Source organism: Curtobacterium sp. APC 4022 (assembly GCF_030407555.1).
Taxonomy (GTDB): Bacteria; Actinomycetota; Actinomycetes; order Actinomycetales; family Microbacteriaceae; genus Curtobacterium.
The window spans coordinates 24,479-36,572 of the sequence record NZ_JASDDD010000016.1; the positions used below are offsets into that span (position 1 = coordinate 24,479).

Genomic DNA, 12,094 nt, shown 5'->3' on the forward strand with positions numbered 1-12,094 from the left:
AGTCCAGCCAGGGCACGATCGATCATCATGCCACAACAAGTGCACTGCGGCCAACCGGCAGGATGGTCCCATGATCGAACTCCGCACCCCCGCCGAACTCGACGGACTGCGTGTCGCCGGCCGTTTCGTCGCTGACGTCCTGGACGCCCTGCTCGAGACCGTCGACGTCGGCGTGAACCTGCTCGACCTCGACCGCGTCGCCGCACGCATGATCGCCGAGCGCGGGGCGGAGAGCTGCTACGTCGACTACCACCCGTCGTTCGGCAAGTCCCCCTTCGGCAAGAACCTCTGTACCTCGGTGAACGACGCCGCCCTGCACGGGCTGCCGTACGACCTCGTCCTGCAGGACGGCGACCTGGTCAGCCTGGACTTCGCCGCGAGCGTCGACGGCTGGGTGGCGGACTCCGCCGTCACGGTCCAGGTCGGCACCCCGCGCGACGAGGACCAGCGCCTCATCGCGACCGTCGAGCAGTGCCTGGCCGCGGGCATCGCCCAGGCGGCTCCCGGCAACAAGCTCGGTGACGTCTCGGCCGCGATCGGCTCGGTCGCCCGTGGCGCCGGGTACGACGTGAACCTGCAGTTCGGTGGACACGGCGTCGGACACACGATGCACGGTGACCCGCACGTCCCGAACGACGGGCGCCCTGGCCGCGGTCTGAAGCTCCGCCCCGGACTGGTCGTCGCGATCGAGCCGTGGCTGATGCAGGGCACGGACGAGCTCTACCAGGACGAGGACGGGTGGACCCTCCGCAGCGTCGACGGCTCGCGCGCGGCGCACGTCGAGCACACGGTCGCGGTGACCGAGCAGGGCCCGGAGGTCCTCACCCTCCGCCGGGCGCAGCGCGACGCCTGAGACCGGCACGGCCGGCCACATGACGGACGGGAGGCCCGTCACCAGCTGGTGACGGGCCTCCCGTGACGTCAGTGGCGGGTCCGCGACCCGCTCAGTCCGGCAGCAGGTCCGGCCGGACGCGGCGCGTCCGCTCGACCTGCTGCTCGTGCCGCCAGCCGGCGATCCGCCCGTGGTGCCCACTGAGCAGGACGTCCGGCACGTCGAGGCCACGCCAGGAAGCCGGCTTCGTGTACGAGGGGTACTCGAGCAGGCCGTCCTCGTGGGACTCCTCGACGAGGGACTCGGGGTTGCCGACCACACCGGGGACCAGACGGCCGACGGCTTCGATCATGGCCATCGCCGCGACCTCGCCGCCGTTCAGGACGTAGTCGCCGAGCGAGAGCTCGACGACGGTGCTCCGGGTCGCGGCCCACTCGAACACCCGGGCGTCGATGCCCTCGTACCGCCCGCAGGCGAAGACGAGGTGCTCGTGCTCGGCGAGCGAGCGGGCGATGGTCTGCCGGAAGGGGGTGCCCGCGGGCGTCGGGACGACGAGGGTCGAGGAGCCGTCGGACCGCAGGATCGAGGCCAGCGCCTCGGCCCACGGTTCGGGCTTCATGACCATGCCGGCGCCGCCGCCGTACGGGGTGTCGTCGACGGTGCGGTGGCGGTCGGTCGTCCACGAGCGCAGGTCGTGCACGTGCAGGTCGAGCAGCCCGCCCTGCCGTGCCTTGCCGAGCAGGGAGACGTCGAGCACCCCGAAGAACTCCGGGAAGATCGTGACGATGTCGATCCGCACGGATCAGTCCTCGGAGTCGGGAGCCGACGTGTCGGGTGCCGACGACTCGTCAGCCGACGCGTCGGGAGCCGGCGTGACCGTCTCGGGACGGCTCATGTCCTCCGGGTCCTCGAACAGCCCCGTCGGCGGCGTCACCGTGACGGTGCCCGCCTCCAGGTCGACCGAGGGGACGATCGCCGCGACGAACGGCACGAGGACCTCGCCGCGGGACTCGGTGTCGACCACGAGCAGGTCCTGGGCCGGCATGTGGTCGACCCGGGCGACGGTGCCGACCTGCACACCGTCGCGGAGGACCGTCAGGCCGACCAGCTGGTGGTCGTACCAGGCATCGTCCTCGCCGGTCTCTTCCTCGGTGTCCTGTTCGACCCAGAGGATGGCGCGTGCGAGGGTCTCGGCGGCGCTCCGGTCGGCGATGCCCTCGAAGAAGGCGACCGGGTGGGAGTTGTACCAGCGCAGCTCGTCGAGTGCGATGGTCTTCCCCGACCAGGGAGAGTCGTCGGGGACCTGGAGCGTGAAGACCGCTCCTGGCGTGAACCGACGATCCGGGTCGTCGGTGTAGAGCTCGAGCTTGATGCCGCCCTTGAGCCCGTGCGCCTTCGTGATGCGACCCACCCGGAGCTGGGTCGTCTCCCTAGGAATCGCTGTCCACCACGTCGACCCGCACGCGCTTGCCGTCGGCCAGGGCCGTGACGAGCGTGCGGAGCGCCTTCGCGGTGCGACCGGCGCGACCGATCACGCGGCCGAGGTCCTCGGGGTGCACACGCACCTCGAGGACCTCGCCCCGCGGGGAGGTGGAGCTGGCGACGCGCACGTCGTCAGGGTGATCGACGATCCCCTTGACGAGGTGCGTCAGCGCGGATTCGAGCAAGGACTACGCCTCGGTCGTCTCGTCGGCGGTCTCGGCTGCGGCCGGAGCGGCGGGGGCCGTCTTCTCCGACTTGGGCTTGAGGACGGCCTTCTTGGAGCTGTCGACCGTGAAGGCCGGCTTCGGCTCGCGGACCTGGACCTTGGACGCGGTGTCCTTCTCGCCCTTGAACTTGGCCCAGTCACCGGTCAGCTTGAGGAGTGCGGCGACCTGCTCGGTCGGCTGCGCACCGACGCTGAGCCAGTACTGCGCACGCTCGGACTGCACCTCGATGAACGAGGGCTCCTCGGTGGGGTGGTACTTGCCGATCTCCTCGATGACACGACCATCGCGCTTGGTGCGCGAGTCGGCGACGACGATGCGGTAGTAGGGCGCTCGGATCTTGCCGAGGCGCTTGAGACGGATCTTGACAGCCACAATGACTCCTGTTGCGTACGTGTTGTGGTTGAACCGGAACCGCGGGCGTGGGGGCACACACGGTGGAAGCTCGATGAGATCGCAATCCGCTGGATAGAGGGTCGAGCGGACACGATTCGACCGTTCATTCTTGCAGATTCCGGAGCGGGAAGCGAGCCACGTCCCGCGGCGCGTCGGCGGCGCCCTACGGTGCCAGGCGTCGGACGGCCTCCAGGGCCTCGCTCGTCGCCCGGACGGCGTCGACACTGCGGGCGTCCCGGGCGCCGCCGACGACCGCGTACGGCACGTCTGCGGACTGGAGGCCCGTGGTCAACTCGTCCCGCGCCTCCTGTCCGGCACAGACCACGACGACGTCGGCCGGCACGGCGACCTCGTCCCCGGACTCGTCGCGGATCCAGAGGCGACCCGGCTCGATCCGCAGGTACTCCTGCACATCGCCGACCATCCGGACCCCGGCGTCCCGGAGCCGGCCGAGCGCGACCCACCGCGAGGTGAGGCCGATCCCCTGCCCGAACTTGCCCGACCGGCGGAGGACCGTGACCTGGTGCCCGGGCCGGACCGTGCGCTGCGCGGTCGGCTGGCGCTGCGGCAGGTCCCCGACGAGCTCGTCGGACACCGGCACCTGCCACCGCGCGCCGAACTCGGCGGCACGTACGGCCTCGTCCGGCGACTCGGTGAGGAACGCGGCGGTGTCGACGCCGATCCCGCCGCCGCCGATGACCGCCACCGTGCCGTCGGGCACACCGTCGCGGAGGGCCTGCTCGTACGTGAGCACGTGCGGCAGGTCCACCCCGGGGACGTCGACCACGCGCGGGGTCACCCCGGACGCGAGCACCACGGCGTCGCTGTCACGGAGGTCGGCGAGGGTGGCGGCACGACCCAGGTGCACGGTCGCACCGCGCTCCGCGAGTTCCGCGCGGGCTGCCTGCACGGGGCCGGCGTAGTCCTCCTTCCCGGGGATCTCGGCGGCGAGGCCGAACTGCCCGCCGAGCACGTCCGAGGCCTCCCAGAGCCGGACGTCGTGCCCACGTCGGGCGGCGTCGACCGCTGCGGCGAGACCGGCCGGTCCCCCGCCGACGACGTCCACGCGTTTCGGGGCCGCCGTCGGACGGAGCGGGAACCGCACCTCGCGGGCGGCGCGCGGGTTCACCAGGCACGACACCGGCGCGCCGACGACGGACCGGTCGAGGCAGGCCTGGTTGCAGCCGATGCACGTGTTCACCAGGTCGAAGCGGCCGGCCAGGGAGCGCTCGATGAGCTCCGCGTCCGCCAGGAAGGGTCGTGCCATCGCCACCGCGTCGATCCGGCCGTCGGCGAGGACCGCTTCGCCGTCGCGCAGGTCCGTCATCCGGTTCGACGCGATCACGCGCACGTCCGGGTGGTCGGAGGCCCGGACCACGTCGGCGATCCGGCTCGCCTGCTCGATCCACGCGCCGTGTGGCACGGACGCCTGGATCGTCGGGGTCCGGGACTCGTGCCAGCCGATGCCGACCGAGATCGCGTCGAGGCCGAGCGGCAGCAGTTCGCGCACCAGGGCGTCGACGTCCGCGTCCGTGGAGGACCCGGGCATCAGGTCGGCGCCGGAGAGCCGGATCGTGACGGCCAGCTCGGGGACGGCGGCACGGACGGCGCGGACGACCTCGACCGCGAAGCGACGGCGGCGCTCCGGGGTCCCGCCCCACTCGTCGTCGCGCAGGTTCGTCAGCGGCGACTGGAACTGGTTCACGAGGTACCCCTCGGACGCCATGATCTCCACACCGTCGAAGCCGATCGCCGCGGCCGTGCGGGCACCCCTGGCGAAGTCCTCGATCGTCCGGCGGACCTCGTCGGCGGTGAGTTCCTCGGGCAGCACCCCGCGCGCGGCCGCCCAGGGCAGCGCCGAGGGGGCCACTGCCCGCTGCGGTCGGCCGTCGCGGTCGGTCAGTCCCCCGACGAGTGCGTACCGGCCCGCGTGGAACAGCTGCGCCAGGACCGTACCGCCCTCGTCGTGCACCGCGGCGACCGCGCGGCGGAACCGTTCGTCGGCACCCCCGACACCGAACACCGCGAAGTCCGGGCCGCCGCGGGCCTCGTCGCTCACCGCGATGCCGCCGGTGATGATGCACGCGACACCGCCGGCAGCGCGCTCCCGGTAGAACTCGGCCATCGCGACACCGCTGTCGTCCAGGACCTCGAGCCCGGTGTGCATCGACCCCATCACCACCCGGTTCGACAGGCGCAGGGGGCCGAGCGTCCAGGGCGAGGCCACGGTACGGAGCTCGGCGGGCACGTCGGCAACGGGCGGAACGACAGCGGTCACGCAACGAACACTAGGCGAACGTGCCCGCTCGGCGGCAGAGCGGACACGCCGGACTCTCCGTCGTTCCGGTGGGACGGACGGGCAGGATGGCCCCATGGACATCCGGTTCTCCGAATCCGCTCCGTCGACGATCGGCGTCGAGTGGGAGCTGCCCCTCGTCGACCGCGCGACGGGTGACCTCACGCCCCGGGCCCCGGCGGTCCTCGCCGCCGTCCGCGAACGCCTGGACGATCCGGACCGGGTGACCGAGGAACTGCTCACCAACACGGTCGAGGTCGTCACCGGCGTCCACGACACCGTCGGCGGCGCCACCCGGGAGCTGTCCGGGATCATCGGCGAGGTCATCGACGCCGCCGAGCCCCTCGACGCGCAGGTGATGTGCTCCGGCACGCACCCGTTCGCGCAGTGGGACCAGCAGGAGATCACGCCCGACAGCGAGCACTACACGACCCTCATCGACCGCACCCGCTGGTGGGGCCGGCAGATGCTCATCTGGGGCGTGCACGTGCACGTCGGCATCGACGACCGCGACAAGGCCGTCCCGATCATGAACGCGATGCTCGGCTACGTCCCGCACCTGCAGGCGTTCACGGCCTCGAGCCCGTTCTGGGCGGGCACCGACACGGGCTACGCCTCGAACCGGGCCCTGATGTTCCAGCAGCTCCCGACCGGTGGACTCCCGCCGCAGCTCGGTGCGTGGGCGAACTTCGAGGAGGTCGTCGGCGACCTCGTGCACACCGGCGTCATCGACGGCGTGAAGGACCTGCGCTGGGACATCCGCCCCTCGCCGGGCTGGGGCACGATCGAGAACCGCGTGTCCGACGGCATCTCGACCCTGCACGAGGTGGGTGCGGTCACCGCGCTCGTGCAGTGTCTGGTCACCGAGAGCTCGGACCGGATCGACGCCGGCGAGACCCTGCAGGCGATGCAGCCGTGGTTCGTCCGCGAGAACAAGTGGCGAGCCGCCCGGTACGGCATGGACGCCGAGATCATCACGAACGTCGCCGGTGACGAGCGACTGGTCACGGACGAGGTGCACGACCTGGTGTCGCGCCTCGACCCGGTCGCGGAACGACTCGGTTGCCAGGAGGAACTGCACCACCTCGACACGATGATCGAGCGGGGCGCCTCGTACCAGCGGCAGCTCGCGGTCGCGCAGGAGAACGGTGGCGACCTCCGCGCGGTCGTACAGCACCTGGTCGGCGAGCTCCGCGACTCGCTCTGAGCACGCGTCCCACAGGGGAGGGTCGCGACGCGACCACGTGACGAACGGGAGGCCCGGTACCAGCTGGTACCGGGCCTCCCGTCCTCAGCGACGAACAGTCAGTGACACACGGTCAGCGACCGAGGAACTTCTGCAACGACGCGAGTTCTTCCTCGGACGGCGCGCCGCCGTTCTTCTCGGACCCCATGCCGAGCCCGAGGCCCGCACCCTTCGGCGCCTGCTGCGGAGCCGGAGCGGCACCGGAGGCGAGCGCCGCGCGCTTCGCCGGGTTGCCGACCTTCTTCTTCTTGCCCTGCGGCTGCTGCTTCTTGCCGCCGTGCATACCCGGGATCGGCCCCATACCCGGCATCTGCGGGACACCGCCGCGGGCGACGGTCTTCATCATCTTCGCGGCCTGCTCGAACCGGTTGACCAGGGCGTTCACCTCGGTCACCGTCGAGCCGGCACCGCGGGCGATCCGCAGGCGGCGCGAGCCGTTGAGGAGCTTGGGCAGTTCGCGCTCCTGCGGCGTCATCGACTGGATGATCGCCTCGGTGCGGACGATCTCGCGCTCGTCGAAGTTGTCGAGCGCTTCCCGCATGCCCTTCGCGCCGGGGAGCATGCCGAGCATGCCCTTGATCGAACCGGCCTTCCGGAGCTGCTGCATCTGCTGCAGGAAGTCGTTCAGGGTGAAGTTGTCGGTCGCGATCTTCTCGGCGACCTTGCGGGCCTCGTCCTCGTCGAAGGCGCCCTGTGCCTGCTCGATGAGCGACAGGATGTCGCCGAGGTCGAGGATGCGGCTCGCCATGCGGTCCGGGTGGAACGGCTCGAAGTCGTCGAGCCCCTCACCGGTCGACGCGAACATGATCGGGCGTCCGGTGATCGAGGCGACCGACAGGGCCGCACCACCGCGGGCGTCACCGTCGAGCTTGGACAGGACGACGCCGGTGAAGTCGACGCCCTCCTGGAAGGCACGGGCGGTCGTGACGGCGTCCTGACCGATCATCGCGTCGATGACGAAGAGGACCTCGTCCGGGTCGACGGCCTTGCGGATGTTCGCGGCCTGCTTCATCAGCTCGGCGTCCACACCCAGGCGGCCGGCGGTGTCCACGATCACGGTGTCGTACTGCTGGTCGACCGCGGCCTTGATGGCGTTCTTCGCGACCTTGACCGGGTCTCCGACGCCGTTGCCGGGCTCCGGGGCGAAGACGTGCACGCCGGCCTGCTCGCCGACGACCTGCAGCTGCTGGACCGCGTTCGGACGCTGGAGGTCCGCCGCGACGAGCATCGGGGTGTGGCCGTCCTTCTTGAGCCACTTGCCGAGCTTGCCCGCCAGCGTCGTCTTGCCGGCGCCCTGCAGGCCCGCGAGCATGATGACCGTCGGCGGCCGCTTGGCGAACTCGAGGCGTCGCTGCTGCCCGCCGAGGATGCCGACGAGCTCTTCGTTGACGATCTGGACGACCTGCTGCGCCGGGTTCAGCGCCTTGTTGACCTCGTCCGAGAGTGCCCGTTCACGCACCGAGGCGGTGAAGGACTTCACGACCTCGAGCGCGACGTCCGCGTCGAGCAGTGCCCGCCGGATCTCGCGGACGGTGCCGTCCACGTCGGACGGGGTCAGCCGTCCCTTGCTCCGCAGGTTGCGGAAGGTCTCGGTGAGCCGATCGGAGAGTGAACCGAATTGCGCCATGATCCGACCATCCTACCGTCCGTGGCGTGCGGCCCGGGAGGCGCGGCACCGGCCCGCCCCGCCGGTACGGTTCACGCGCGCTCGCGTCGGGACCCCTGTGGCACCCGACGTGCGATCACCAGGGCGGTGAGCGCCATCAGGGTCGAGCCCACCGCCATGAGGACCGATGCCCCGTCCTCGGCGGCGAAGTACCGGAGCGTGATGGTGCCGGCGACCGCCCACGGCATCCAGGCGACGGCGAGCGCCGCGGCAGGGACAGTGTGCCGACCGCGGACGAGTTGCCCGACCGCGACCAGCACGAGCACCCCGACCACGCCGAGGAGGGCCGGTGTGACCCCGGCTCCCCACCACGATCCGTCGGTGAACAGCATCGCCTCGAACGGGTGCCCGGTCGGCAGCTGCAGGCCGACGAAGAGCGCGAGTCCGGCCGTCACCACCCCGAACGCGGTGCCGAGGGCGCGGCGGTCCCGCGGCGCCCCGGTGTTCGCGACGACGACGAGCGCCGCCACCGTGACGAGCGTGGTCGTCCCCGGTCCGTTCCAGTTCTCGGTCGCCTGCACCGTGATGCGGGCGACGACGATGCCGAGCACAGCCAGGACACCGGCGAGGTGGGCGAGCATCCGCTGTCGGCCGAGTGCCGCGAGCGCGCCGAGCAGGATCGGGACAGCGAACAGCACGCCGGGGTTCCGGAACGGTCCGAACGCGGGCAGGTCGGGCCACGCCGTACCGGCCGGTGGACCCCACGGCACCCACGAGACCGCGAGCAGGTAGACCAGGGCGAACCCGGCGGCGGCCCCGGTGCCGATCGACGCCGCGAGCACCCGGACGTCCCCGGGGACGACGGCGTTCACGCGTTCGCGGAGGCCCTGCCACCGCAGTTCGGCGAGCTCGCCGTGCGCCGGTCGACTGCGGCCCTCACCGTCGGCGACGTCGAGCAGCGTGCCGAGCATCGCCGGGCCGTGCGTCCGTCGCCACCGCGTCGGGTACCACCCGAGCGCCCGGTCGTAGTCCTGTTCCAGTCTCGTGTTCGTCACGACGCTCCCCCCGGTCGGATGTGGATGCTGCGTGCGGCCGGGCTCGGCCGCCATGCCGTCAGCCGCGCCCGTGCGGCAGCGGCGTTGGCCTCGATGCGGCGGACCTCGGTGTCGAGGGCGTCGGCTCCGGCGTCGGTGAGTTCGAAGTAACGACGGAGTCGTCCGTCGACCACCTCTTCCCCCGCGCTGGCGACGAGCCCCTGGTCGAGGAGTCGGTCGAGGACGGCGTAGAGCGTGCCGACCTTGAGTCGGACCCGCCCGTCGGACAGTTCGGCGGCGTCGCCGATGAGGCCGTACCCGTGCTTGCGTCCCCCGGCCAGGGAGGTCAGCACGAGCAGGGTCGGTTCGCGCATCTCAGCGGTGCTCATGTGGCGAAGATACTCTGACCGACAGAGCATGGCAAGCGCGGGTGCGCCACAGACGGACGGGAGGCTCCCCACCAGCTGGTGGGGAGCCTCCCGTCGGTCGTCGTGCTGCGCGTCAGACGCGCGTCCCGCCACCGCGGACGCGGCGGAGGATCCAGCCGATCACGGCGAGGACGATGAGCACCAGGCCGATGAAGAGCAGGAACTTCAGCGCGGCGCTGACGATCCCGGTCACGAGCAGGACGATGCCGATGATGATGGCGATGAGGAGCAGTGCGGGCATGTGTGGACCCCTTCCGATGTACCTGGACGATCCGTGTACTGCCCAGACGGTACCCGGGCTCAGCCGACGAGGTTCTGCACGAAGACGTGCGGGGTGAAGCCGGTCAGGTCGTTGATGCCCTCGCCCTGCCCGATGAGCTTGATCGGGATGCCGGTCTTCTCCTGCACGCTGAGCACGAAGCCGGCCTTGGCCGACCCGTCGAGCTTCGTGATGACCAGGCCTGTGACGCCAGCGCCCTCGATGAACGCCTGCGCCTGCGCCAGGCCGTTCTGCCCGGTCGTCGCGTCGAGGACCAGCAGGACCTCGGCGATCTCGGTCTGCTTCTCGACGACGCGCTTGATCTTGCCGAGCTCGTCCATCAGTCCGGCCTTGGTGTGCAGTCGGCCGGCGGTGTCGATGACGACGATCTCGATCCCCGTCCGGATCGCCTGCTCGACGGTCTGGTAGGCGACCGAGGCCGGGTCCTGTCCGGGCTGCGACGGGCGGACGACGTCGACGCCGGCACGCTGCGCCCAGGTCGCGACCTGCTCGACGGCGGCGGCACGGAAGGTGTCGGCCGCGCCGACCAGGACCGTGCGGTCGTAGGTGCGGAGGAACTTGGCGAACTTGCCGATGGTGGTGGTCTTGCCGACGCCGTTCACGCCGACGACGAGCACGACGGCCGGCCGGGCGCTGAGCTTCAACGTCGTGTCGAGCTTCGACAGCCGCTCTTCGAGTACCTCGCGGAGCATCCGGTTGAGGTCGGCCGGGTCGGTCGTGCCGTAGCGCTCGACCCGGGCGCGGAGGTCCTCGATGATCTCCTCCGAGATGTCGGGACCGAAGTCGGCGCCGATGAGTGCGGTCTCGAGGTCCTCCCACGTCGTCTCGTCGATGGTCTTCCGCTGGAAGAGACCCCGGAGCCGGGAGGACAGTGACCAACTACTCGCCATGTTCCCAGCTTAGAGGGGCCCGGGTGAGCGCGACCTTCGGTAGTGTCGGAGACGCGAAGGGGAGTATTCCCTCTCGGCGACCCCGTCAGTACGGCCCGGAACGACCCGGACCCGGGGCGTCGGTCGCGGCCCAGTTCGGAATCGACCTCGTCGGACACCGATCAGGACCGCGGCGGAAGAGACCTTCAGGCTCTGGCGTACCCGTTTTCCGGACCACTTCCGTGGTCGGAGCTCGTCGACTGACGATGTGGTGCGCCCCTGACCTGGAGGTTCCAGTGGACGTTCCCCTGTACGTGTGGCTCATCACGATCGCAGGCATCCTCGCCTTGCTCGTGTTCGACTTCTTCTCGCACGTGCGCACCCCGCACGTGCCGCACATCCGCGAATCGGCCTTCTGGTCGGTCGTCTACATCGCCCTCGCGATCCTGTTCGGTGTCGGCGTCTGGGTGTTCGGCGGCGGACAGGCCGGCGGTGAGTACTTCGCCGGCTGGTTGACCGAGAAGGCCTTGTCCGTCGACAACCTCTTCGTCTTCCTCATCATCATGACGACCTTCGCGGTGCCGAAGGAGTTCCAGCAGAAGGTCCTGCTGGTCGGTGTCGCGATCGCCCTCGTCGCCCGCGGTGTCTTCATCGCCCTCGGTGTCACGATCATCGAGAACTTCTCGTGGGTCTTCTACCTGTTCGGCATCCTGCTGTTCTGGCTCGCCTGGTCGCAGGCCAAGGGCGGCGACGAGCACGGTGCCGAGGACGGCGACTCGAAGCTCATCCGTCTGCTCCGCCGCGTCATCCCGACCTCGGACCACTTCGACGGTGACCGCATGACCACCCGGGTGAACGGCAAGCGCCTCTTCACCCCGATGCTCCTCGTCATGGTCTCGATCGGTCTGACCGACGTCCTCTTCGCCCTCGACTCGATCCCCGCGATCTTCGGTCTCACCCAGGACGCGTTCATCGTGTTCACCGCGAACGCGTTCTCGCTGCTGGGTCTCCGTCAGCTGTACTTCCTGATCGCCGGGCTGCTCGAACGGCTCATCTACCTGGGTCAGGGTCTGGCCGTCATCCTCGCCTTCATCGGCGTGAAGCTCGTCTTCCACGCGCTGCACGTCAACGAGGTGCCGTTCATCAACGGCGGGCAGCACGTCGAGTGGGCCCCGGAGATCCCGATCTGGTTCTCGCTCGGGTTCATCCTGCTGACGATCACCGTCGCGACGGTCGCCAGCCTCGTGGTGTCGAAGCGTCGCCAGCAGCGCGGCCTCACCCCGGCGGGCGAGAAGCCGTCGGAGGTCCAGGCGGACGCGAAGTAGGCGTCCCCACACGACGGACGGGAGGCCCGGTACCAGCTGGTACCGGGCCTCCCGTCCGTCATGGGTGCGGCCGCGA

At 70.5% G+C, this 12,094-nt stretch carries 13 protein-coding genes; 3 read left to right on the forward strand and 10 right to left on the reverse strand.

Translation table 11 applies throughout. From position 1 onward, the window contains the following. The first annotated feature begins 70 nt into the window (after nucleotides 1-70). Complete coding sequence (gene map, locus QL987_RS07295) at nucleotides 71-853, forward strand: type I methionyl aminopeptidase (protein ID WP_111075586.1); 783 nt, start codon at nucleotides 71-73, stop codon at nucleotides 851-853. Between the two features lie 91 nt (nucleotides 854-944). Here map and trmD read toward each other — a convergent pair whose 3' ends face one another. The 5 genes from trmD to QL987_RS07320 form a co-directional block, all read right to left on the reverse strand. Continuing rightward, on the reverse strand, nucleotides 945-1,631 hold the full coding sequence (gene trmD, locus QL987_RS07300; protein WP_290156955.1) for a tRNA (guanosine(37)-N1)-methyltransferase TrmD: 687 nt from the start codon (nucleotides 1,629-1,631) through the stop codon (nucleotides 945-947). 3 nt (nucleotides 1,632-1,634) lie between these two features. Next, nucleotides 1,635-2,243: a ribosome maturation factor RimM gene (gene rimM / locus QL987_RS07305; RefSeq protein ID WP_290156956.1), complete on the reverse strand. Its 609-nt coding sequence runs from the start codon at nucleotides 2,241-2,243 to the stop codon at nucleotides 1,635-1,637. A gap of 19 nt (nucleotides 2,244-2,262) precedes the next feature. Next, complete coding sequence (locus QL987_RS07310) at nucleotides 2,263-2,499, reverse strand: RNA-binding protein (RefSeq protein WP_111075589.1); 237 nt, start codon at nucleotides 2,497-2,499, stop codon at nucleotides 2,263-2,265. Between the two features lie 3 nt (nucleotides 2,500-2,502). Beyond that, the gene (rpsP, locus tag QL987_RS07315) at nucleotides 2,503-2,913 is read right to left on the reverse strand and encodes a 30S ribosomal protein S16 (RefSeq protein ID WP_111075590.1); all 411 of its coding nucleotides are present in this window, start codon (nucleotides 2,911-2,913) and stop codon (nucleotides 2,503-2,505) included. A 184-nt stretch (nucleotides 2,914-3,097) separates the two neighbouring features. Next, nucleotides 3,098-5,212 (reverse strand): FAD-dependent oxidoreductase, encoded by a 2,115-nt coding sequence (locus QL987_RS07320; RefSeq protein WP_290156957.1) that lies wholly within the window; start codon nucleotides 5,210-5,212, stop codon nucleotides 3,098-3,100. Between the two features lie 94 nt (nucleotides 5,213-5,306). Here QL987_RS07320 and QL987_RS07325 point away from each other — a divergent pair, with 94 nt between their 5' ends. Further along, nucleotides 5,307-6,437, forward strand: coding sequence for a glutamate--cysteine ligase (locus QL987_RS07325; protein ID WP_221852347.1), 1,131 nt, complete (start codon nucleotides 5,307-5,309; stop codon nucleotides 6,435-6,437). Between the two features lie 112 nt (nucleotides 6,438-6,549). Here QL987_RS07325 and ffh read toward each other — a convergent pair whose 3' ends face one another. From ffh to ftsY, 5 genes are all read right to left on the reverse strand, one after another. Beyond that, nucleotides 6,550-8,103, reverse strand: coding sequence for a signal recognition particle protein (gene ffh, locus QL987_RS07330; RefSeq protein WP_290156958.1), 1,554 nt, complete (start codon nucleotides 8,101-8,103; stop codon nucleotides 6,550-6,552). 71 nt (nucleotides 8,104-8,174) lie between these two features. Then, nucleotides 8,175-9,137, reverse strand: a complete 963-nt coding sequence (locus QL987_RS07335; RefSeq protein ID WP_290156959.1) for a hypothetical protein — start codon at nucleotides 9,135-9,137, stop codon at nucleotides 8,175-8,177. Then, the gene (locus QL987_RS07340; protein ID WP_221852341.1) at nucleotides 9,134-9,505 is read right to left on the reverse strand and encodes a PadR family transcriptional regulator; all 372 of its coding nucleotides are present in this window, start codon (nucleotides 9,503-9,505) and stop codon (nucleotides 9,134-9,136) included. Before QL987_RS07340 ends, QL987_RS07335 begins: the two co-directional genes overlap by 4 nt. 112 nt (nucleotides 9,506-9,617) lie before the next feature. Continuing rightward, nucleotides 9,618-9,785, reverse strand: coding sequence for a hypothetical protein (locus tag QL987_RS07345; RefSeq protein ID WP_181439311.1), 168 nt, complete (start codon nucleotides 9,783-9,785; stop codon nucleotides 9,618-9,620). Between the two features lie 59 nt (nucleotides 9,786-9,844). Next, the gene (gene ftsY, locus QL987_RS07350; protein ID WP_290156960.1) at nucleotides 9,845-10,714 is read right to left on the reverse strand and encodes a signal recognition particle-docking protein FtsY; all 870 of its coding nucleotides are present in this window, start codon (nucleotides 10,712-10,714) and stop codon (nucleotides 9,845-9,847) included. A 275-nt stretch (nucleotides 10,715-10,989) separates the two neighbouring features. Between ftsY and QL987_RS07355 the strand changes: the two genes are divergently transcribed. Further along, the gene (locus tag QL987_RS07355) at nucleotides 10,990-12,018 is read left to right on the forward strand and encodes a TerC family protein (protein WP_111075596.1); all 1,029 of its coding nucleotides are present in this window, start codon (nucleotides 10,990-10,992) and stop codon (nucleotides 12,016-12,018) included. Nucleotides 12,019-12,094: the final 76 nt, after the last annotated feature.

What these genes read in the sequence shown, in the direction of transcription:
- map (WP_111075586.1), top strand. Translation starts at nt 71, where the DNA reads ATGATCGAACTCCGCACCCCCGCCGAACTCGACGGACTGCGTGTCGCC.
- QL987_RS07325 (WP_221852347.1), top strand. Translation starts at nt 5,307, where the DNA reads ATGGACATCCGGTTCTCCGAATCCGCTCCGTCGACGATCGGCGTCGAG.
- ffh (WP_290156958.1), bottom strand. Translation starts at nt 8,103, where the DNA reads ATGGCGCAATTCGGTTCACTCTCCGATCGGCTCACCGAGACCTTCCGC.
- QL987_RS07340 (WP_221852341.1), bottom strand. Translation starts at nt 9,505, where the DNA reads ATGAGCACCGCTGAGATGCGCGAACCGACCCTGCTCGTGCTGACCTCC.
- QL987_RS07345 (WP_181439311.1), bottom strand. Translation starts at nt 9,785, where the DNA reads ATGCCCGCACTGCTCCTCATCGCCATCATCATCGGCATCGTCCTGCTC.
- ftsY (WP_290156960.1), bottom strand. Translation starts at nt 10,714, where the DNA reads ATGGCGAGTAGTTGGTCACTGTCCTCCCGGCTCCGGGGTCTCTTCCAG.